Here is a 20,117-nt window from a genome sequence, read left to right as displayed (position 1 = left end):
CTCATGAAGAAATTGAAGGTCATGACGGTCGTCGGCACGCGGCCCGAGATCATCCGTTTGTCGCGCGTACTGGCGGCGCTCGACCGGACCTGCGACCATGTGCTCGTCCATACCGGTCAGAATTACGACTATGAACTGAGCCAGGTGTTCTTCGACGACCTGGAGTTGCGCAAGCCCGATCGGTTCCTGGAAGCCGCCAAGGGCAGCCCGTCGGCGACGATCGGCAACATCCTGATCGCGATGGACGAGGTGCTGGTGGCCGAGAAGCCCGACGCGCTGCTCGTGCTGGGCGACACGAACAGCTGCCTGTCGGTGATCCCGGCCAAGCGCCGGCGGGTTCCCATCTTCCACATGGAGGCGGGCAATCGCTGCTTCGACGCACGTGTGCCCGAGGAAACGAACCGCCGGATCGTCGACCACACCGCAGACATCAACCTGACCTACAGCACCATCGCACGCGACTATCTGCTTGCCGAAGGGTTGCCGCCCGATCGCGTCATCAAGACCGGTAGCCCGATGTTCGAGGTTCTCCATCACTATATGGACCGGATCGATGCGTCGGATGTGCTCGACCGCCTTGGCCTGACCGAAGGCGAATATTTCGTCGTCAGCGCGCACCGCGAGGAGAATATCGAGTCCGACCGTACGTTCTTCCGTCTGGTCGATATCGTCAACGATCTGGCCGAGCGCTACGACCGGCCGATCATCGTCTCGACCCACCCGCGCACCAAGAACCGGATCGACGCGGCGGGTGTCTCGTTTCACGCCAACGTCCAGCTCGGCAAGCCGCTTGGCTTCCACGATTATGTCCGGCTTCAGAAATCGGCCAGGGTCGTGCTGTCGGACAGCGGCACGATCACCGAGGAATCGTCGATCCTCAATTTCCCCGCGATCAACATCCGCGAGGCGCATGAGCGGCCCGAGGGAATGGAAGAAGGCACGGTGATGATGACCGGCCTCAGCCTCGAGCGCGTCCGTCAGGCGATGACGATCCTGGAAAGCCAGGCACGCGGCGACACCCGCGACCTGCGCCTCGTCGCCGACTATTCGATGCCGAACGTGTCCGAGAAGGTGGTGCGCATCCTGCACAGCTACACGGATTACGTGCGCCGCGTGGTGTGGCGCGACTACGCCTGACCCTGGATCCACACGATGCGCATCCTGATTGTCAGCCAGTACTTTTGGCCAGAGAATTTCCGGATCAATGATCTGGCCGAGGAGCTGTCGCGCCGCGGCCATGATGTGACCGTGTTGACCGGGCGGCCCAATTATCCCGAGGGTCGGGTCTTTGCCGACTATCGTGCCAATCCGCAGGACTATACCAGGTTGGGCGACGTGGCCGTAATCCGCGTGCCGATGCTCGCACGAGGATCCTCAAGCATTCAGTTGATACTCAACTATCTCAGTTTCGCGGTCAGCGCGACACTGCTGGGCATGTGGAAGCTGCGCGGGCAGCGCTTCGATGGGATCTTCGTCTTCCAGATCTCGCCGATCACCGCTGCGCTTCCCGCCATCGCGTTGCGCCGGGTCAAGCGCGCTCCGATGCTGATGTGGGTCCTCGATCTGTGGCCCGACACGCTAGCGGCGATCGGAGTCGTGCGTTCACCACGCCTGTTGTCCTTGGTCGGGCGATTGGTGCGTTACGTCTATGATCATTGCGATCGCATCCTGGTTCAATCGCGCGCCTTTACCGACAAGGTCGCGGCGCTTGCCGGCGGTGCGGAGCGAATTCGCTACTTTCCCGGTTGGGCGGAGAGCCTATTCGACGGCGAGACGGCCGCCGAGCGGGCACCGGAACTGGCCGCCTTTGACGATGATTTTAAGATCCTCTTCGCCGGCAACCTTGGAGAGGCGCAGGATTTTCCCGCGATCATCGCCGCCGCCGATGCCCTGCGCGATACGCCCGGTCTGCGCTGGCTGATCGTCGGCGACGGCCGCGCGGCGGTGCAAGTGCGCGAGGAAATCGCTCGGCGCGGGTTGCAGGACAAGATTGTGCTGCTCGGCCGGTTCAATCTTGAGCGGATGCCATCCTTCTTCGCAAGCGCGGATGCGCTGTTGGTCACGTTGCGTAAGGAGCCGATCTGGAGCCTGACCATTCCCGGCAAGGTCCAAAGCTATCTAGCCGCCGGAAAGCCATTGCTCGCGATGCTGGACGGTGAGGGAAGCAGGGTGATCGAGGAGGCAAAGGCCGGACTGGTCGCACCAGCCGGGGATGGTCAGGCACTCGCCGCGCAAGTCCGCCGCTTGATGGCGATGAACGAGGGCGAGCGCGCCGCGATCGGGCGCAACGGCATCGCCTATGGCCAGCGCGAGTTCGGCCGTCCGCAAATGGTCGACGCGCTCGAGAACTGGATTGTGGACTGTCGATTCGGATCGCCGCGTGCGTCTTCGTTTTCAGCGCGCTAGGGGTCGGTCTTGCCGTCGACATCGCGTCCGTCCGCCCGGTTCTAACCTAGTCTTGCCCTTGTATTGCTAGGACTGCTGCTCGCCGCGCTGTGAATTGCGGAGGCGCGTCGCGCGGCGACGTCCTCGGGCAGGTCGTTGTACGGACGGTCGCGTGGGCCATGCTGATTGCCTTTTGCGTATTTGGGAGCCAACGGTCGCCGATCGCGCGGCCAGTCGCCTGGATGCTGGGCGCGGCATTGATACTCAAGTTGGTGCAACTCATACCGCTACCGCCGGCTTTGTGGCATGCATTGCCGGGACGGCGCTGTTGTCACAGGCGACGGCGGTGAGCGAGCAGCCTCAACCGTGGCAGGTCACGCCCCGGGGCAGCGGCGAACGCGGCCGCCTCTTTGGTCATGCCTTTCGCGCTCTTGGCGGTAGTATCCGGGTAGGTCCACGGAGCAGTATTGGCTGCCGGGGTCCGAATGATGGATGAGCCCTTCGGGCGGACGCCGCATCACGATGGCCCTGCGCAAGGCGGTGAGCGCGAGGTCGCGATGCAGCCGGTGGCTGACCGCCCAGCCAATAACACGGCGGGAGAACAGATCGATGACCACCGCCAAATAGAGCCACCCCTTGCACGTCCAGACGTGCGAGATGTCCACGCCCCATTTCTGGTTGGGCGCCGTTGCAGCGGAATCCTGGTCGATGATATTGGGCGTGATCGGCCAGGCATGCTCGCTGTCGGTCGTCCGCTTGAACCGCCGCTTCTGGCGACCATGCGGGCCGTTCTCGCGCATCAGCCGCGCCGTCCGCCTTCGTTCGATGGCGAAGCCGTCATCCTGTAGCTCGCGTGTCATGCGCAGACTGCCATAGGTGCCGTTTGACAGCGCAAATGCCGAGCGGACATGTGCCAGCATCACCATGTCGTCGCGCCATCGGCCGCTGGCCGGCCGGTTCCGCCAGGCGAAATAGCCGCTCTGGCTGACACCGAGCATGTGACAAGGGCGGTCTACGGCGAAGTTCTTTTTCGCCTGATCGATGAGCTGGAACCTCATCGACTTCCCTCCCGGGCGAAAAAAGCGGTCGCCCGCTTCAGTATGTCGCGCTCCTGCCGCAGGATCTCGTTCTCCGGGCGAAGCCGCTTCAGTTCGGCAGCCAGATCTGCCTGCGGCGCTGCGTCGAGCATCGCCGCCAGCCGATCACGACAATGGCTGATTCAGTGCATCAGCGTCGACCGGCCGATGCCCAGGTCCTCCGCCACCGCACGCTGCGTGCGCCCGCTGGTCGCCACCAGCCGCACCGCCTCGTCCTCAAACTCCTTCGTGAACCGTCGCTGCTTCGTCATCGAGTTCGCCTTTCAGCTCAGGGGAACTCACCACTTTTCCGGGGTAAGTCCGTGGTGCGAACGTTTTCTATCTAAAGCCGCGCTTTGTTCGTGGACGACCTCCGCGTCCAGTGCTCAGCTTTGTGACGCGCGCGGCGCTGATGGGGCGGGGGGTGCGCTGCCGTCGAAGCCGCGGGCCCGGGCCCAGGCGGCGGCGGCGGTGCGGCGATTGACGCCGATCTTGGCGTAGATCCGCGCGACGTGGTTGCGCACGGTGTTGCCGGCGACGCCGAGCGTCCGCGCGATGGTCTTGTCGTCCAGCCCGCGGCAGACCAGCGCCAGCACCTCGCGTTCCCGCGCGGTGAGGTCTTCCAGCTGCGCGCCGCCGATCTCGTCCTGCGGCGCCCGCAGGCGGGCGAGCTTTTCCATGATCGAGCGGCTGAACCAGCTCGTGTCCTTCATGACCGCCTCGATCGCCTCGACGAGCTCGGATTCGGTCGCCTTGCGCTGCGTGATGTCGTGGAAGGCCCAGAGCACGCAATCGTCACCGCCGAGCGTGATGGCTTCCGTGGAAACCAGGCAATCGATCTGGTGGCCGTCATGGCCCGCCACCCGCGCCTCGTGCCCGCGCAGATCGCGCCCGTCGTCGATCGCGCGTTCGATGGCGGAGCGGGCACCTTCGTCCGCCCAGAGGCCGACGTCCGCCAGCGCGCGGCCGATGATGTCGGTCGACGAATAGCCCGTCATGGCGCTGAAGGCATCGTTGACCTCGCACAGGCGGTGTCCGTCGCGCGCGCCGATCGCCATCGCCACGGGCGCCATCTTGAAGGTGCGGGTGAAGCGTTCCTCGCTGTGCCGGAGAGCCGCTTCCGCCTTCCTGCGGGGCTCGAGGTCTGCGAAGGTGAACAGCATGCAGGGCTGGTCGCCGAGCTCGATCGGCTGACCGGCGACGATGACAAGCTTCGTCCCGCCATTCGGCAGCTCAAGCTCCGCTTCCATCTGCGGGATCGTTCCGCCCTCGCACAGACGCTCCTTGGCCAGATCGCGGCGGTCGGCGTTGCGCAAGACGTCGATGTCGTAGACCGTGCGGCAGAGCACCTGATCGCGGATGTGGCCGGTCATCTCCAGGAAGCCGTCGTTGACCTTCACGAAGCGAAGATCGGCAAGGCGGCAGATGATGGCGGGCGCGGGGTTGGCGTTGAACGACTGTTCAAAGCGGTCCTCCGCCTCGATCAGCGCCGACAGGTCCTGGATTATGAGAACGGCGCAGCAGCTGTCGTCGTTGTCATGATCGTCGAGCGACAGGCCGCGCACCTGGTGCACCCAGCGCGGCTCCGCTTCGCCGGCCACCGTGACCTCGACAATGACATCGGAGAAGCGCTCACCCCCGACGGCGCGCTCCATCGGGTAATCGGCGGGAAGCAGGCGGTGGTTGTTCCGGTACCGAAGCTTGAAGCGGTCGCGATAGTCGGCGGTGGTCCGGCCGAGCTCTTCCATCGTGGTGACGCCGTGCATGGCCAGCGCCGCGCGGTTGGCCCAGAGGAGGCTGCCGTCGGGGTCGATCAGGATCACGCCCTCATCGAGCCCCGAGACGATCTGGCTGAGGTGGCGGAGCTCAGGCGTCTCTCGGAGCGACTTGAGCGCGGTGGTCATGGGCATGCGGAACGCCGAGGCCGGTCAGGCGATCAGGGAAGCACGCCGCAGGCTGCCGCGGCGGCGCCGACCTGCACCGGAACCTCCGGATCGTTGATCTCCGATGCGACGCGCACGAGATCGCCAACCGTCAGGCGGGACGCATCGGGATCGTCACGGCGATAGGCGGCGGCGGCGCGGCCCAGCTGCTGCAGCTGACCGAGCGACAGGTTGCGTTGAAGGCGATCGCCCACGCACTCCGCGCGCACCGGCTCAATCCCGTAGCGCTGCAGGCCGGTCGAGATCTGCGTGGAAGGCGACGCGCAGGCCGCAAGCGCGACTGCGGCGGATGCGGCGAGCAGGATGTTTCGCAAGGCGTTCTCTCCCGGTGGCTCGCGGCTTTTTTGCCGACAGCCAAGCCGAGATAACCTCGATCAAGTCAGCCCGTTCCTGGTATCTTTGTCCGGTCCGACTGGTTGTCTTCTACCAGATAGGCTTCCGCCCGCAGCGCATAGAGCGTGGCGAACCGCTGATGGAGCGACCGCTTCGCCGGATCGTCGCACCGGCTGGCGAGAGCCGCGTGATCCGAACTCCGCCGCAGAAAATAGTCGCGCTCTTCGCCCGGCGTGCGGGTCACCCTGACTTCATAGTCGTCCATTCGCCGGGGATTAGGGCAGCCGGCAATGGTCGACCATGGTGCAAAAGCACCCATGATGTGGGTGAACGGCACCGGTCGCGGGCTGCGGCCGGTGCCGTTCGCACGGCCCCTGGTTCAGGTCGCCGGCTTCTTGCCCGCGACGGCCGCGAGCAGCGTGTCGAACGAGGCGACGAACGCCGCCACGCCTTCAACCGCCAGTGCCCCGGTGACGCTGGGCAGATCGAGCCCAAGGCGGTCGGCCTGGGCCATCACGTCGCGGGCATCGTCCACATCGGCGGTGAGCGTCGGGGCGACCGTGCCGCGCTCGCGGAAAGCGGCGAGCGTCGCCGGCGGCATGGTGTTGACCGTTTCCGGCCCGATCAGCTGATCGACATAGAGCGTGTCGGGGTAGGCCGGATCCTTGACGCCGGTGGAGGCCCACAGGAGGCGCTGCGGCTGCACGCCCTTTGCCACAAGCGCCTGCCAGCGATCGGACGCGATAAAGGTCTGATAGTCCGCATAGGCGAGCTTTGCATTGGCGACCGCCACCTTGCCGCGCAGCGACGACAGCGTGTCGGCATCCGCGTCGCCGGCGGCCACGCGCCGGTCGATCTCGCCATCGATGCGGGCATCGATGCGGCTGACGAAGAAGCTGGCGACCGACGCGACGCGGTCGCGCGGGCGCCCGGTACGGACGCGCTCTTCAAGGCCGGCGGCATAGGCCTCCAGCACGCGGGCATAGTCCTCGCGCGAGAAGAGAAGCGTGACGTTGACGTTGATGCCGTCGGCGATCGCGGCGGTGATCGCCGGAGCGCCCGCGCGCGTGCCGGGGATCTTCACCATCAGGTTCGGGCGGTCGACCGCCGCCCAGAGCTTGCGCGCCTCCGCGATGGTGCCGTCCGTGTCGTCGGCGAGGCTGGGGGACACCTCCAGGCTGACATAGCCGTCGCGCGCGTCCGTGCGGTCGTAGACCGGGCGAAGGATGTCGGCGACACGGACGATGTCGGCGACCGCCAGATGCTCGTAGCGATCGACGGTCGCGGCATCCGGGTTGGACCGGTCGAAGGCGGCGAGCGCATCGTCATAGGCGGTGCCGCCGCCGATCGCCTTTTCGAAGATCGACGGGTTGGACGTGACGCCGGTCACGCCGTCCTCATCGACCAATGCCTGGAGCTTGCCGTCCTCGACGAAGCGGCGCTCCACGAAATCGAGCCAGGGGGCGGTGCCGGCGGCGGCCAGCGCCTGAAGCCTGTTCATCACGTCGTCTCCAGAAGTTCGCGGGCGACCCTCAGCAGATTGTCGACCGTAAAGCCATATTTGTCCTGAAGCTTCGCGATCGGCGCGGACGCACCGAAGGTCTCCATCGTGATGGTGCGGCCGCCGAGGCCGACATAGCGGTGCCAGCCGAAGGACCCCGCCATTTCGATCGCGATCCGCCGTGTGACGCCGGCAGGCAGCACCGATTCGCGGTAGCCGGCATCCTGAAGCTCGAAACGGTAGATGCTGGGCATCGACACCACGCGTGCCTTGATTCCGTCCGCCGCCAGCCGCTCATAGGCGGCGACCGCCAGCGACAATTCACTGCCCGTCGCGATCAGGATGACGTCGGGCCGCTCGTCGCCGCCCGCCAGCACATAGCCGCCGCGGACAAGGCCGTCGGCGGGCGCATAGCGATCGCGATCGAGAGTCGGCAGCGCCTGGCGTGAGAGGATGAGCGCGGTGGGATGGTCGTTGCGCTCCAGCGCCGCGCGCCAGGCGGCGGCGACCTCGTTGGCGTCGCCGGGGCGGATCACGTCCAGACCGGGAATGGCGCGCAGCGTTGAGAGATGTTCGATCGGCTGGTGGGTCGGGCCGTCCTCCCCGACGCCGATCGAGTCGTGCGTGAACACCCAGACCGCAGCCAGCTGCATGATCGCCGACAGCCGGATCGGCGGGCGCATATAGTCTGCGAAGACGAGGAAGGTGGAGCCGTAGGGCCGCAGATGCGACAGCGCCATGCCGTTGGCGACCGCGCCCATGCCATGTTCGCGCACGCCGAAGTGCAGGTTGCGCCCGCCATAATTGCCAGCGGCAAAGGAGGGCTGACCTTTGATGTCGGTCTTGGTGGATGGCGACAGGTCCGCGGATCCGCCGACGAGCCATGGCAGGCGCGCGGCGATGGCGTTCAACACCTTGCCGCTGGCATCGCGGCTGGCGATGCCCTTCTCGTCCGCGGGGAAGGAGGGGATGTCCGCGTCCCAGCCGTCCGGCAGGCGATCAGCGAACAGCAGGTCGAGTTCGGCTGCAAGCTCCGGATGAGCAGACGCGTAGCGGCCACGAAGCGCGTCCCACGCCTCCCGGCCCGGGGCGCCACGATCGGCCATGCGGGCGCGAACATGGTCGGCCACGCCGTCCGGGATGTGGAAGTCGACATCCTCCGGCCAGCCGTAGGCGCGCTTCGTCGCGCGGACATTGTCGGGGCCGAGCGGTTCGCCATGCGCCTTTTCGGACCCGGCGCGCGGGCTGCCCCAGCCGATCACGGAGCGGACGATCACCAGCGTCGGGCGATCATCCGTCTTGCGGAACGTGGCAAAGGCGGCGTCGAGCGCGTCGACGTCGTTCGCATCCGCGACATGCAGCACCTGCCAGCCATGGCCTTCGAACCGCCTGGCCACGTCCTCGTCAAAGGCGAGCGCGGTGTCGCCTTCGATCGAGATCTGGTTGCTGTCATAGATCCAGCACAGGTTGGAGAGGCGCAGATGCCCGGCCAGGCTCGCCGCCTCGGCCGCGACACCCTCCATCAGGTCGCCGTCGCCGCACAGCGCATAGACGTCATGGTCGAAGATCGGGAAGCCGTCGCGATTGTAGCGCGCGGCCAGCCAGCGTTCGGCCAGCGCCATGCCGACCGCGTTGGCCACGCCCTGCCCGAGCGGGCCGGTGGTCGTTTCGACGCCGGTGGTGTGGCGATATTCGGGGTGGCCGGGCGTGCGCGACCCGAGCTGGCGGAACTGGCGCAGGTCATCGAGCGCGAGCGCGGGCTTGCCGGTCTTGGTGCCGTCGGCGTCGATCTCCTCAATGCCGGCCAGGTGGATGAGGCTGTAGAGCAGCATGGAGGCATGACCGACCGACAGCACGAAGCGGTCGCGATTGGGCCAGTCGGGCGTCGCCGGATCGAAGCGCAGGAACCGCGTCCACAGCGTGTAGGCGACCGGCGCCAGCGCCATGGGCGTGCCGGGATGGCCGGAGTTGGCGGCCTGCACCGCATCCATGGACAGGACGCGAATGGTGTCGATCGCCAGCGCGTCGAGATCGCGGTCGGGCATGGCGGGCTCCAATATTTGTGGGCCGCCCGCCACCGGAATGGCGGGCGGTAGGATGTCGTCAGCCGTTGAAGCGGTTGAGCAGGTTCTCGATCCGCTCCTGCCGGCCGGAACGCGGCTTCGCATCAAGGTTGCGGGTGATGGCGAGGTCGGCGATGCCGGCGAGGTCGAGGCCGGCGATTTCCTGCCCGATGCCGGCGTCCCAGCCGGCATAACGCTCCTGCTTCCACTGATCGAGGCGGCCATCCTCCACCAGCGCGGCGGCGTTGAGGAGGCCGCGCGCGACCACGTCGATGGCGCCGACATGACCGTAGAACAGGTCCACCGGATCGATCGACTGGCGGCGAACCTTTGCGTCGAAGTTGAAGCCGCCGGTGGTGAAGCCGCCCGCCCGAATGATCTCCAGATTGGCCAGCGTCATTTCCTCGACCGAGTTCGGAAACTGGTCCGTGTCCCAGCCATTCTGCGGGTCGCCGCGATTGGCGTCGATCGAGCCGAAGATGCCGAGCGCGCCGGCGGTGGCGATCTCATGCTCGAAGGTGTGGCTGGCTAGGGTCGCGTGGTTGGCCTCGATGTTGACCTTCACCTCGTCCTCGAGCCCGTAGCGCTTCAGGAAACCGTACACGGTGGCCGTGTCGAAGTCGTACTGGTGCTTGGTCGGCTCGAACGGCTTCGGCTCGATCAGGATGGTGCCGGTGAAGCCGATCTTGTGCTTGTGCTCCACCACCAGGCTGAGGAAGCGGCCGAAATTGTCGAGTTCGCGCTTCAGGTCGGTGTTGTGGAGCGACTCATACCCCTCGCGACCGCCCCACAGGACGTAGTTGGCGCCGCCCAGCCGGTGCGTCGCCTCGAGCGCGGCGCGGACCTGCATCGCGCCCCAGGCATAAACCTCGGGGAAGGGGCTGGTGGCCGCACCGGCCATGTAGCGCGGGTCGGAGAACAGATTGGCGGTGCCCCACAGGAGTTTCACGCCGGTGTCGCCCTGCAGCCGCTCCAGGTGGTCAACCGCCTCTCCGAAGTGACGGCCATAGTCGCTGACGTTGGTGGCGTGCGCCATCACGTCCACATCGTGGAAGCAGTAGTAGGGCACGCCCAGCCGCTGCACGAAATCGAACGCGGCCTCGCGCTTCACCGCCGCGCCGTCGGGCGTGTGCGCGTGGGCCGCCCAGGGGCGGTCGAACGTGCCCGGGCCGAACACGTCGGAGCCGGGCCAGCAGAAGGTGTGCCACATGCAGACGGCGAAGCGGAGATGGTCCTCCATCCGCTTGCCGAGCACGACCCGATCCTTGTCGTAGAAGCGGTAGGCGAGCTCGTTGGCGCTGTCCGGACCTTCGAACTGGATGGGCTGGATGTCGGAGAAATAGTTGGTGGCCATCAGGCGCTCCTCGGAGTGATGCGGGAATAGGCGTCGGCAAAGGCGGCCTGCTTGGCCGCGAGGCGGTCCACCAGCGCCGGATCCGGTGTGATGGTGCGCGACACGGGCGGAGGCGCGCAGACGGTTGCGGGGTCGCCGCCGTCGACGGCAAGCTGCGCCAGCCGCGCCGCGCCGAGTGCAGGCCCGACCTCACCGCCCTGGAGATAGACAAGCTCGACATCGAGCGCCGCGGCGATGATGCGCCCCCAGTAGCCCGACCGCGCACCGCCGCCGATCACCGACAGCCGGCGGACGTCCGTGCCGGCTTCGCGAAGGGCGCCGAGTCCGTCGGCGAACGCGAAGGCGACGCCTTCCAGCACCGCTGCGGCAAGCCGGTCGGCGTCCGTGTCGTTGTCGAGCCGGAGAAAGGCGCCGCGCACTTCCGGATCATTGTGCGGCGTGCGCTCCCCCGAAAGGTAGGGAAGGAACAGCTCCGGCCCGTTGCCCGGTCCGGCGCGCTCCGCCCGCTCGAACAACTCGGCCGCGCCGGCCGCGCCGGTGAGGCGCGCGACCCAGTCGATGCAGGATGCGGCCGACAGATGCACCGACATCTGGTGCCAGAGGCCGGGGAGGGCATGGCAGAAGCTGTGCACCGCACGATCGGGGTTGGCGCGGAATTGTTCGGTGGCGACGAAGATGACGCCGGACGTGCCGAGCGACAGCAGTGCATCGCCGTCGCGAACCACGCCGACGCCGACGGCGCCCGCCGCATTGTCGCCGCCGCCTGCCGCGACCGGCACCTGCGGCATGCCCCATAGGGCCGCCACATCGGCGGAAAGCGTCCCGGTAATCTCCGTGCCCTCGTAGAGGCGCGGCATCTGCGCTTCGGTCAGGTCGCAGGCGGCGAGCAGCTCCGGACTCCAGCGCCGGGCTGCGACGTCGAGCCAGATGGTGCCGGCGCTGTCGGAAAGGTCGGACGCGCGGTCACCGGTCATGCGGAGCCGGACATAATCCTTTGGCAGCAGCACGGTTGCGACGCGGTCGAAGACATCCGGCTCGTGCGCCTTCACCCACAGCAGCTTTGGCGCGGTGAAGCCCGGCATGGCGATGTTGCCGGCGATCTGCCGCAGCGCCGGCACCGCCTGTTCCATCGCGCGGCCTTCGGCGCCGCTGCGCCCGTCGTTCCAGAGGATGGCGGGGCGCAGCGGCACGTCGTCCGGACCAAGCAGCGTCGCGCCGTGCATCTGCCCGGCCAGCCCGACACCGCGCACCGATCGGCGGACGGCGGGATCGATCGCCTGCACGGCGGCCACTGTCGCCTTCCACCACGCCTCCGGATCCTGTTCGGACCAGAGCGGCTGGCGGCGCTGGACGGTCAGGGCGGCGGTTCCCTGGCCGACCACCGTGCCCGCCTCGTCCAGCACCACCGCCTTCACGCCGGAGGTGCCGATATCGATCCCCAGGAACATGGACCGTCAGTTCCGGAAGGGATTGACGGTCTGGATCGTGCCGTCGGCGTTGAAGCGCAGCTCCGTCATCTTGGCAGAGCGGAGGTGATTGCGCTGCGACAGCTGGGTGTCGTGGTAGAACAGCCACCAGCGGCCATCCCATTCGACGATGCTGTGATGGTTGGTCCAGCCCTGCACCGGCTCCAGCACGAAGCCGGTGAAGCGGAACGGACCATAGGGGCTGTCGCCGATCGCATAGGCGATGCGGTGCGTGTCGCCGGTTGAATAGGTGAAGTAATATTTGCCGCCGCGCTTGAAGGTCCAGGCGGCCTCGAAGAAGCGCCGTTCATGATCGCCGCCAAGGATCGGCTGGCCGGACTGATCGAGCAGCTGGATCTCGCGCGGGGCCTCCGCGAACTGCTTCATGTCCGGCGTCATGCGCGCGACGCGGGGCGCGATGGCGGGACGATCGTCCTGCCGCAGATCGGTGTCGCCGACAGATGCATCGTAGCGGTTGCCCTGCCAGCGCTGAAGCTGGCCGCCCCAGATGCCGCCGAAATACATGTAGCTGCCTCCGTCGGTGTCGGTGAACACCGACGGATCGATCGAGAAGCTGCCGCGGATCGGCTCCGCTTCCGGCGTGAAGGGGCCGGTCGGCGACTGCGACGTCGCGACGCCGATGCGGAACACGCCGTCGCGGTCGTGCGCCGGGAAATAAAGATAGTAGGTGCCGTTCTTGTACGCGGCATCGGGCGCCCACATGCGCGCCGACGCCCAAGGCACCTGCGCCACGTCGAGCGCGACCGGGTGCACCGTCACCGGGCCGCCGGGCCGATCCATGCTGAGCACATGATAATCGCGCATGGCGTATTGCGAGCCGAGATCGTCGTCCGGCACGCCCGTGTCGATGTCATGGCTGGGGTAGATGTAGAGCTTGCCGTTGAAGACGTGAGCCGACGGATCGGCGAAGAAGAGGTCGCGGACGAGCGGTTGCGCCAGATAGCCGCGCCCCGGCACCGCGGCCGGATCGCCGACGGCCGGCGTCGTCGCCGGTGCGGTCGCCGGTGCCGATCCGGCATCCGCCGTCATGGCGCAGCCCGCCAGGAGCATCGCGCAGCCCGACAGCGCGCCCAACAGATGTGACTTCATCGCCCTTCTCCTCTCCAGCCCTCATTGATCGGGGCAATTCCGCTTCGGCAGCGGTTCGTTAGCGCTACCTTTAAGCAGGCTTCCTCATCACGGCAAGCATGTCCCGTCGCTGCGCGGCTTTCAGGCTTGTGAAAACCGGCAGCCTTGCTGCACAGCGAGACATGACCGCCCGAACGTCGCGACGCCGCAGCACCAGCCCCCGCATCAGCGACGTGGCGCGCATGGCCGGCGTGTCGCCGATGACGGTGTCGCGGGTGATCAACGGCGAAGGCAGCGTCCGGCCGCAGACGCGCGAGGCCGTGAACGAGGCGATCGCGGCGCTGCGCTACACGCCCAATCCGGCGGCGCGCAGCCTGGCGGGCGGCGAGCAGCTGCGCATCGGGCTGTTCTACAGCAATCCCAGCCAGGGCTTTTTGAGCGAGTATCTGCTCGGCAGCCTCGACCAGGCGCGCACCAGCGACGTGCAGATCATCGTGGAGCGGTGCGACAGCGAGGACATGGCGCTGGATACCGCCCGCCACCTGGTGGGGGCGGGGGTCGACGGCGTGGTGCTGCCGCCGCCCTTGTGCGAGTGCCAGCCGCTGCTGTCCTTCCTGGCGGAAGCGGGCGTGCCGACGGTGACCGTCGCCACCGGCGGCACGGAAACGGGAGCCAAGGCCATCGGCATCGACGACCGCGCAGCGGCGGCGGCGATGACGCGCCATGTGCTGTCCCTGGGGCACCGGCGGATCGGCTTCATCTGCGGGGACCCCAATCTGACAGCGTCGGCGAACCGGTTTGAAGGCTTCAAGGACGGGCTGGCGGAAGCCGGGCTGGAGCTGGAGAGCGAACTGGTGGTGGAGGGCCTGTTCACCTACCGATCCGGGCTGGACGCGGCCGAGCGGCTGCTGGGGCTGGACGAGCCGCCGACCGCGATCATCTCGTCCAACGACGACATGGCGGCAGCCACGGTGGCGGTGGCGCACCGGCTGGGCATGGACGTGCCCGGCGACCTTACCATCAGCGGATTCGACGACACCACGCTGGCGACCGCGATCTGGCCCGAGCTGACCACCATCCGGCAGCCGATTGCGCACATGGCGCGGCTGGCCATCACATCGCTTGTCGCGCGGCTTCGCGACCGCACGGGCGACTGGGCGCAACCGCAAGAGCTGCTCGACTACACGCTGGTCCGGCGCCAGTCGGACGCGCCGCCACGGCGGCGACCGCGCACATCGGCTTGACCGCCCCCGGAAAGCTGATAGCGATACCATCTGCATAGCGGATCGGCCATCCTTCCAGGCTCGGAAGGCAGAACAGACCAGGCCGACCGTGACGAGGGAGAGAGTTCATGGATATGGCGCTGCAGGGCGGGCAATCACGCGTAAACTACGCCTTCATCACGCTGATCGTCATCGTGGCGACGATCGGCGGTTTCATGTTCGGCTATGACAGCGGCGTCATCAACGGCACGCAGAACGGGCTGGAAAGCGCGTTCGAGCTCGGCAGCCTCGGCATCGGCGTCAATGTCGGCGCCATCCTGGTGGGATCGGCGATCGGCGCGTTCGGCGCGGGACGGCTGGCCGACCTGATCGGACGGCGCAACGTGATGATGTGGTCGGCCGTGCTGTTCCTGGTCAGCGCGATCCTGGCCGGGGCGGCGGGAAGTTCCGCCGTCTTCATCATCGCCCGCATCATCGGCGGCCTTGGCGTCGGCGCGGCGAGCGTGATCTCCCCCGTCTATATCTCCGAAGTGACGCCGGCTTCGATCCGCGGGCGCCTGTCCAGCGTGCAGCAGGTGATGATCATCACCGGCCTGACCGGCGCCTTCGTCGCCAACTTCGCGCTCGCCCGGCTTGCCGGTGGGTCCACAGCCGACTTCTGGCTGGGTTACGAGGCGTGGCGCTGGATGTTCTGGCTGCAGGCGATCCCGGCAATCATCTATTTTGTGGCGCTGCTCTTCATCCCGGAAAGCCCGCGATACCTGGTGGTGAAGGGGCGCGAGGAGGAAGCCGAGCGTGTTCTGACCCGCCTGTTCGGCCGGGACGAGGCGGTTCGCAAGGTCGGCGAGATCCGCCAGTCGCTCGCTGCCGACCAGCACAAGCCGCGGCTGTCCGACCTGATCGACAAGACCACGGGCCGGATCCGGCCGATCCTGTGGGCGGGTATCGGCCTTGCCATCTTCCAGCAGTTCGTCGGCATCAACGTCGTCTTCTACTATGGCGCGGTGCTGTGGCAGGCCGTGGGGTTCAGCGAGGACAACGCGCTGCAGATCAACATCCTGTCCGGCGGCCTGTCGATCGCGGCGTGCCTCCTGACGATCGCGGTGGTCGACAAAGTCGGGCGCAAGCCGCTGCTGCTGATCGGGTCGGCGGGCATGGCGGTGACGCTGGCGGTGGTCGCCTACAGCTTTTCCACCGCGACCACGGCGGCCGACGGTTCGGTGTCGCTGCCCGGATCGTTCGGGCTGATCGCGCTGATCGCCGCCAATCTGTACGTCATCTTCTTCAACGTCAGCTGGGGCCCGATCATGTGGGTGATGCTGGGCGAGATGTTCCCCAACCAGATCCGCGGATCGGCGCTGGCGGTGGCGGGCTTTGCCCAGTGGATCGCCAACGCGCTGATCAGCGTCAGCTTCCCGACGCTGGTGACCTGGCCGGGGCTGGCAGTGACCTATCTTGGTTATGCGATCTTCGCCGCGATCTCCTTCTTCTTCGTGCGCGCGATGGTGCACGAGACCCGGGGACGCGAGCTGGAGCAGATGGTCGGCTGATCCCGCGATCCGTCGCAAACAGGAAGGCCGCGCCGGGCGACCGGCGCGGCCTTCATGCTGTTCGGCACGGGTGCGATTGCCGATCGATCAGCCACGCCGTCAGGCTGGCAGCGGCGCGGCGGCCTCCAGACTGGCGTTGATCGCGTCGCGGAGCGGCTTGGCGCGGAACTGCGCGTCATAAGGGCAGGGGCGGCGCGGCGCGCCATCGCTGCGGGCCTCGAAGCCCTCGATCCAGCTGTAGCGATCGCACATGCCCCAGGCGAGCACGTCGCGCAGCTGCGGGTAGGCGAGCATGACGTCGAGATAGGCGCGGGCATAGCCGGCGACGACCCTGTCCCGCACGGCCGGATCGGCGGGCAGGTTGTTGTCGCGCACGTCCAGCTCGGTGATCAGCAGCCGGTAATCCATGGCGACCACGGCATCGACGAAACGCCGCCAATCGTCCGTCAGCGCCGCCGCACCACCGTCCGCGGCGTCCGATTGCGTCACCAGATGCGACTGGATGCCGAGTGCGTCGACCGGCACGTCGCGCTCCCGAAAGCCGCGCAGGAGCCGCAGGACGCCGTCGCGGTGCGCGCCGTTGCCGGGCTCCCAGCTCATATAGTCGTTGTAGACGAGCTCGGCCTGCGGTGCAGCCGCGCGCGCGGTGCGGAAGGCGAGGTCGATGGTCGCCTCCGCGCTGCCGATCGCGCGGGACAGCGGCGTATCGTAGAGGCCGCCGTCGTCGGGGCGTACCGCCTCGTTCACCACGTCGTAGCTGGGGATGCGGGTGCCGTAGCGCGCGCAGACGGTGTCGATATGGTCGACGATCAGGCGACGCCCCTCGGCCGCCGGATCTGTCCCGAAGGAATGGCTGAACAGCCAGCGTGGCAGCCATTTGTCCTGATGCCAGAGAAGATTGTGGCCGCGCATCACCATGCCGCTGGCATCGGACCAGGCCATGATCGCGTCGAACCGATCAAAGGCGTAGCGGTCCGCGGCCGGGCGGAGCGCCTGCCACTTCATCTCGTTCTCCGCAACGAGCAGCGTGCAGTCCCGCTTCAATAGCGCGGCATAGGCGGGGTTCGCGAACGATCCGCGATCGGCACCGGGCCGCCCCCAGGCGACCGCGGAGCCGAAGCGGCGACCCCGCGCCGAGGCGGTGGCCGCCAGCGACCCGGGCGCGGCGGGAACAGGCCCCGCCGCGCCAGCGGGCGCGATGCCGCCGGCGGTCGCACATCCGGTCAGCGCCAGGCCGCCGAGGAACGCCAGACCCTGCCGCCGGTCGAGGAGCGGCAACGATGCGACGGTGGCGCCGTCCACGATCAGCCCCGCTTGCCGTCGACCAGCCGCTCAATCCCGAGCGGATTGGCCTCCTTCAGCGCGGGAGCGAGCAGATCATCCGGCAGGTCCTGATAGGCCACCGGGCGCAGGAAGCGGTCGATGGCGAGGCTGCCGACCGACGTGGTGCGCGGATCCGACGTGGCCGGGAAGGGACCGCCGTGGACCATGGCATGCGCCACCTCCACGCCCGTGCCGAAGCCGTTGACGAGGATGCGGCCCACCCGGCGCTCCAGCCGCGGCAGGAGCGTGCGGGCGGCATCATGGTCGCCTGCATCCATGTGGATGGCGGCGGTGAGCTGCCCTTCCAGCGCATCGATCACCGCGCGCATCTCGTGAAGGTCGGCGCAGCGCACGACGAGGGAGGCGGCGCCGAAGATCTCGTCCTGAAGCGCATGTTCGGCAAGGAAGCGGGGTGCGTCCGTGACGAACAGGGCCGCCTGGCAGCTGTGGGCGTGACCCTCCTGACCACGGGCGACCGTTTCGACAGCGTCCGACTTCGCGATGGCGGCGACGCCGGCGCGGTAGGCATCCGCGATGCCGGGCGTGAGCATGGTCGCGGCGGGGAGCGCGGACAGCGCCTCGGCGGCGGTCGAGACGAAGCGGTCGAGCGGCTCGCCGGCGAGCGCCAGCACCAAGCCGGGATTGGTGCAGAACTGACCGGCGCCGAGCGCGAGCGATTGTACGAAACCGCGGGCGATGGCGTCGGCGCGGGCGCCGAGCGCCTCGGGAAGCAGCAGGACCGGATTGATCGAGCTCATCTCACCATAGAAAGGGATCGGCTCCGGCCGATCCTGCGCCATGCGCCAGAGCGCCAGGCCGCCGCGGCGCGAGCCGGTGAAGCCGACCGCCTTGATGCGCGGATCGGTGACCAGCGCGCCGCCGATCTCGTACCCTGTGTCCATGACCAGGGAGAAGACGCCCTCCGGCAGGCCGGCGCCGGCGACCGCGTCGCGGACGGCACGGCCGACCAGCTCCGACGTGCCGGGATGCGCCGGGTGCGCCTTTGCGACCACCGGGCAGCCGGCAGCGAGCGCGGAGGCGGTGTCGCCGCCCGCCACGGAGAAGGCGAGCGGGAAGTTGGACGCGCCGAACACGGCGACCGGGCCGATCGCGATCTTGCGCAGGCGAAGGTCCGGGCGGGGCTGCGGCTGACGATCGGGCAGCGCCGGATCGATCCGCACGTCCAGATGCCGGCCATCGCGCACGACCTGAGCGAACAGCTTCAGCTGACCACAGGTGCGGCCGCGCTCGCCTTCCAGCCGCGGGCGGGGGAGCCCGGTTTCCGCCATGGCGCGCTCGATCAGCGCATCGCCGAGCGCCATGATGTTGTCGGCGATCGCCTCCAGGAAGGCCGCGCGCACGTCCGGTGCGGTCTCACGGTAGCTGTCGAAGGCATCGTCGGCGAGCGCGCAGGCGCGATCGAGCTGGTCGCGGGTGGCGCCGCGATAAACCGGATCGAGCGTCTGACCGCTGGCGGGATCGATGGCGTGGAGCTCGCCCGCGGTGCCGGCGACGGCATCGGCGCCGATGAACATGTCGCCCCTGATCTGAGTGTCCATGATGAAATCCTTTCGTCAGCGAGGGGGGCGGCGCTCGAACAGCGCCAGCGGGATGGCATCGGCGATCGCGCGGTAACCTTCGGCGGAGGGGTGGAGCCCGTCTCCCGAATCAAAACGCGCGAGCAGCCGGGTGGGGTCGGCGGGATCACGCATCAAGGCATCCAGGTCGACCACGGCATCGAACCGGCCGCTGGTGCGGATCCAGCGGTTGATCGCCTGGCGATCGGCCTCCGACGCGGGGCCCGGATGATAATAGGCGCTGGCGCCGTAGGGCGGGATGGTTGCGCCGATGACCTGGATGCCGTGGGCATGGGCACGATCGACGATCTGCCCGAAGCCGCCGATCAGGCCAGCGACCAGCGCCGCGTGCGCCTCTGCGGAGGCGGGAGCGTCGCGGGTCAGCGTGCCCAGATCGTTCACGCCTTGCAGCAGGATCAGATAGGCGGCGCCCGGTTGCGCGAGCACGTCGCGTTCAAGCCGCGCCAGCGCGCTTGGACCGAGCCCGTCACGCAAAAGCCGGTTGCCGCCGATCCCCATGTTGAGGACGGCCACGTCCCGGAGCGCGGGACGGGACTGGAGGCGTTCCGCAAGCCGGTCGGGCCAGCGTCCATTGCCGTCCGTGGTGGTGCCGTATCCGTCCGTGATGGAGTCGCCGAGCGTCACCACCGCCCGCGCGTTCGGCCCTGCATCGACCAGCAGGGCGGCGAGCTGATACCAGCGGGTGATGGTCCGCGCGTCCGGAAGGCGGGCGGCGGCGACATGGTTGCCGGACGCCAGATAGGATGTGGCGCGCGCACCGGGGTGGCCGGTCTGCCGCGCCGGCGGATCGGGCAGGTGCAGGCTGACGGCAAGGCTCGACAAGGCCTGGACCGGCATCGCCACGGGGTCAGACAGCATCTGCGCGCCGGCCGGGATCGTCACGCTCGGCCTGCCCGCGAAGAGGATCGGCTGACCGCCGGCCACGATCGCGCCGCCGGGCGCGGCGGGCGCGAGATGGGCGGCGCCGACCGTGAGCGGCGCGTTGCCGAAGCTGTTGGACAGGAGCACGCGGACGGCCCTCCCGCCGACAGTGACCCGGACCACCTGGCGCAGCGTCGCATCGTTCAGCAGCCGGGGTTCGAGCGCATTTTCCCCTTCCGGGATCATCTGCGCGCTCGCCCAGCCCGCGATCCAGCGGGCCTGCGCCTGCGCCGGAACGACAACGGCGAGCAGAAGGGCGGCGGCGGTCGCCAGCCTCCAGATGCTCATGATG

15 protein-coding genes and 1 pseudogene are annotated in these 20,117 nt (G+C 68.0%); 4 read left to right on the top strand and 12 right to left on the bottom strand.

The annotated features are described in order from the left end of the window. Window positions 1-3: 3 nt before the first annotated feature. Together wecB and GGR88_RS08270 are read left to right on the top strand one after the other, a co-directional pair. Window positions 4-1,137, top strand: coding sequence for a non-hydrolyzing UDP-N-acetylglucosamine 2-epimerase (wecB, locus tag GGR88_RS08275; RefSeq protein WP_167954046.1), 1,134 nt, complete (start codon window positions 4-6; stop codon window positions 1,135-1,137). A 15-nt stretch (window positions 1,138-1,152) separates the two neighbouring features. Next, window positions 1,153-2,406, top strand: coding sequence for a glycosyltransferase family 4 protein (locus tag GGR88_RS08270; RefSeq protein WP_167954045.1), 1,254 nt, complete (start codon window positions 1,153-1,155; stop codon window positions 2,404-2,406). 437 nt (window positions 2,407-2,843) lie between these two features. On the opposite strand, the pseudogene GGR88_RS08265 reads toward GGR88_RS08270, so the two are convergent. From GGR88_RS08265 to GGR88_RS08220, 9 genes and pseudogenes are all read right to left on the bottom strand, one after another. Then, window positions 2,844-3,733 (bottom strand): annotated as a pseudogene (locus GGR88_RS08265) (IS3 family transposase); the annotation flags it as partial. A gap of 114 nt (window positions 3,734-3,847) precedes the next feature. Beyond that, window positions 3,848-5,365 carry a PAS domain S-box protein gene (locus GGR88_RS08255; RefSeq protein ID WP_167954042.1) on the bottom strand — a complete coding sequence of 506 codons (1,518 nt, stop codon included), beginning with the start codon at window positions 5,363-5,365 and terminating at the stop codon, window positions 3,848-3,850. Window positions 5,366-5,397: 32 nt separating this feature from the next. Beyond that, the gene (locus tag GGR88_RS08250; RefSeq protein ID WP_167954041.1) at window positions 5,398-5,718 is read right to left on the bottom strand and encodes a hypothetical protein; all 321 of its coding nucleotides are present in this window, start codon (window positions 5,716-5,718) and stop codon (window positions 5,398-5,400) included. 65 nt (window positions 5,719-5,783) lie between these two features. Next, window positions 5,784-6,002, bottom strand: a complete 219-nt coding sequence (locus GGR88_RS08245) for a hypothetical protein (protein ID WP_167954040.1) — start codon at window positions 6,000-6,002, stop codon at window positions 5,784-5,786. A 114-nt stretch (window positions 6,003-6,116) separates the two neighbouring features. Beyond that, window positions 6,117-7,238, bottom strand: a complete 1,122-nt coding sequence (gene tal, locus GGR88_RS08240; RefSeq protein ID WP_167954039.1) for a transaldolase — start codon at window positions 7,236-7,238, stop codon at window positions 6,117-6,119. Continuing rightward, window positions 7,238-9,283 (bottom strand): transketolase, encoded by a 2,046-nt coding sequence (tkt, locus tag GGR88_RS08235; RefSeq protein WP_167954038.1) that lies wholly within the window; start codon window positions 9,281-9,283, stop codon window positions 7,238-7,240. The genes tal and tkt overlap by 1 nt, the downstream gene beginning before the upstream one ends. Before the next feature lie 58 nt (window positions 9,284-9,341). Then, the gene (gene xylA, locus GGR88_RS08230) at window positions 9,342-10,655 is read right to left on the bottom strand and encodes a xylose isomerase (protein WP_167954037.1); all 1,314 of its coding nucleotides are present in this window, start codon (window positions 10,653-10,655) and stop codon (window positions 9,342-9,344) included. Further along, on the bottom strand, window positions 10,655-12,103 hold the full coding sequence (xylB, locus tag GGR88_RS08225; protein WP_167954036.1) for a xylulokinase: 1,449 nt from the start codon (window positions 12,101-12,103) through the stop codon (window positions 10,655-10,657). Before xylB ends, xylA begins: the two co-directional genes overlap by 1 nt. Before the next feature lie 6 nt (window positions 12,104-12,109). After that, window positions 12,110-13,231, bottom strand: coding sequence for a glycoside hydrolase family 43 protein (locus GGR88_RS08220; protein WP_245196471.1), 1,122 nt, complete (start codon window positions 13,229-13,231; stop codon window positions 12,110-12,112). A gap of 161 nt (window positions 13,232-13,392) precedes the next feature. Between GGR88_RS08220 and GGR88_RS08215 the strand changes: the two genes are divergently transcribed. Further along, the gene (locus GGR88_RS08215; protein ID WP_167954035.1) at window positions 13,393-14,454 is read left to right on the top strand and encodes a LacI family DNA-binding transcriptional regulator; all 1,062 of its coding nucleotides are present in this window, start codon (window positions 13,393-13,395) and stop codon (window positions 14,452-14,454) included. Window positions 14,455-14,567: 113 nt separating this feature from the next. Beyond that, window positions 14,568-15,983 (top strand): sugar porter family MFS transporter, encoded by a 1,416-nt coding sequence (locus GGR88_RS08210; protein ID WP_167954450.1) that lies wholly within the window; start codon window positions 14,568-14,570, stop codon window positions 15,981-15,983. Between the two features lie 99 nt (window positions 15,984-16,082). On the opposite strand, the gene GGR88_RS08205 is transcribed toward GGR88_RS08210, so the two are convergent. From GGR88_RS08205 to GGR88_RS08195, 3 genes are read right to left on the bottom strand one after another with little or no spacing between them, the layout of a single operon-like run. Further along, window positions 16,083-17,285: an endo-1,4-beta-xylanase gene (locus GGR88_RS08205; protein ID WP_342449753.1), complete on the bottom strand. Its 1,203-nt coding sequence runs from the start codon at window positions 17,283-17,285 to the stop codon at window positions 16,083-16,085. Window positions 17,286-17,287: 2 nt separating this feature from the next. After that, a complete protein-coding gene (locus tag GGR88_RS08200; RefSeq protein WP_167954034.1) occupies window positions 17,288-18,865 on the bottom strand; it encodes an aldehyde dehydrogenase (NADP(+)) in 1,578 nt (525 codons plus the stop codon). Window positions 18,866-18,880: 15 nt separating this feature from the next. Continuing rightward, window positions 18,881-20,113 (bottom strand): SGNH/GDSL hydrolase family protein, encoded by a 1,233-nt coding sequence (locus tag GGR88_RS08195; RefSeq protein WP_167954033.1) that lies wholly within the window; start codon window positions 20,111-20,113, stop codon window positions 18,881-18,883. Window positions 20,114-20,117 lie beyond the last annotated feature (4 nt).

Source organism: Sphingomonas jejuensis, assembly GCF_011927695.1.
GTDB classification, from domain to species: domain Bacteria; phylum Pseudomonadota; class Alphaproteobacteria; order Sphingomonadales; family Sphingomonadaceae; genus Sphingomonas_K; species Sphingomonas_K jejuensis.
This window is presented reverse-complemented; position numbering and strand designations above follow the sequence as displayed.

Excerpts from the sequence above, each read along its gene's own strand:
- GGR88_RS08195 (WP_167954033.1), bottom strand. The coding sequence starts at position 20,113 with ATGAGCATCTGGAGGCTGGCGACCGCCGCCGCCCTTCTGCTCGCCGTT.
- tkt (WP_167954038.1), bottom strand. The coding sequence starts at position 9,283 with ATGCCCGACCGCGATCTCGACGCGCTGGCGATCGACACCATTCGCGTC.
- GGR88_RS08215 (WP_167954035.1), top strand. The coding sequence starts at position 13,393 with ATGACCGCCCGAACGTCGCGACGCCGCAGCACCAGCCCCCGCATCAGC.
- wecB (WP_167954046.1), top strand. The coding sequence starts at position 4 with ATGAAGAAATTGAAGGTCATGACGGTCGTCGGCACGCGGCCCGAGATC.
- xylA (WP_167954037.1), bottom strand. The coding sequence starts at position 10,655 with ATGGCCACCAACTATTTCTCCGACATCCAGCCCATCCAGTTCGAAGGT.
- GGR88_RS08255 (WP_167954042.1), bottom strand. The coding sequence starts at position 5,365 with ATGACCACCGCGCTCAAGTCGCTCCGAGAGACGCCTGAGCTCCGCCAC.
- GGR88_RS08210 (WP_167954450.1), top strand. The coding sequence starts at position 14,568 with ATGGCGCTGCAGGGCGGGCAATCACGCGTAAACTACGCCTTCATCACG.
- GGR88_RS08245 (WP_167954040.1), bottom strand. The coding sequence starts at position 6,002 with ATGGACGACTATGAAGTCAGGGTGACCCGCACGCCGGGCGAAGAGCGC.
- GGR88_RS08270 (WP_167954045.1), top strand. The coding sequence starts at position 1,153 with ATGCGCATCCTGATTGTCAGCCAGTACTTTTGGCCAGAGAATTTCCGG.
- xylB (WP_167954036.1), bottom strand. The coding sequence starts at position 12,103 with ATGTTCCTGGGGATCGATATCGGCACCTCCGGCGTGAAGGCGGTGGTG.
- GGR88_RS08220 (WP_245196471.1), bottom strand. The coding sequence starts at position 13,231 with ATGAAGTCACATCTGTTGGGCGCGCTGTCGGGCTGCGCGATGCTCCTG.
- tal (WP_167954039.1), bottom strand. The coding sequence starts at position 7,238 with ATGAACAGGCTTCAGGCGCTGGCCGCCGCCGGCACCGCCCCCTGGCTC.
- GGR88_RS08200 (WP_167954034.1), bottom strand. The coding sequence starts at position 18,865 with ATGGACACTCAGATCAGGGGCGACATGTTCATCGGCGCCGATGCCGTC.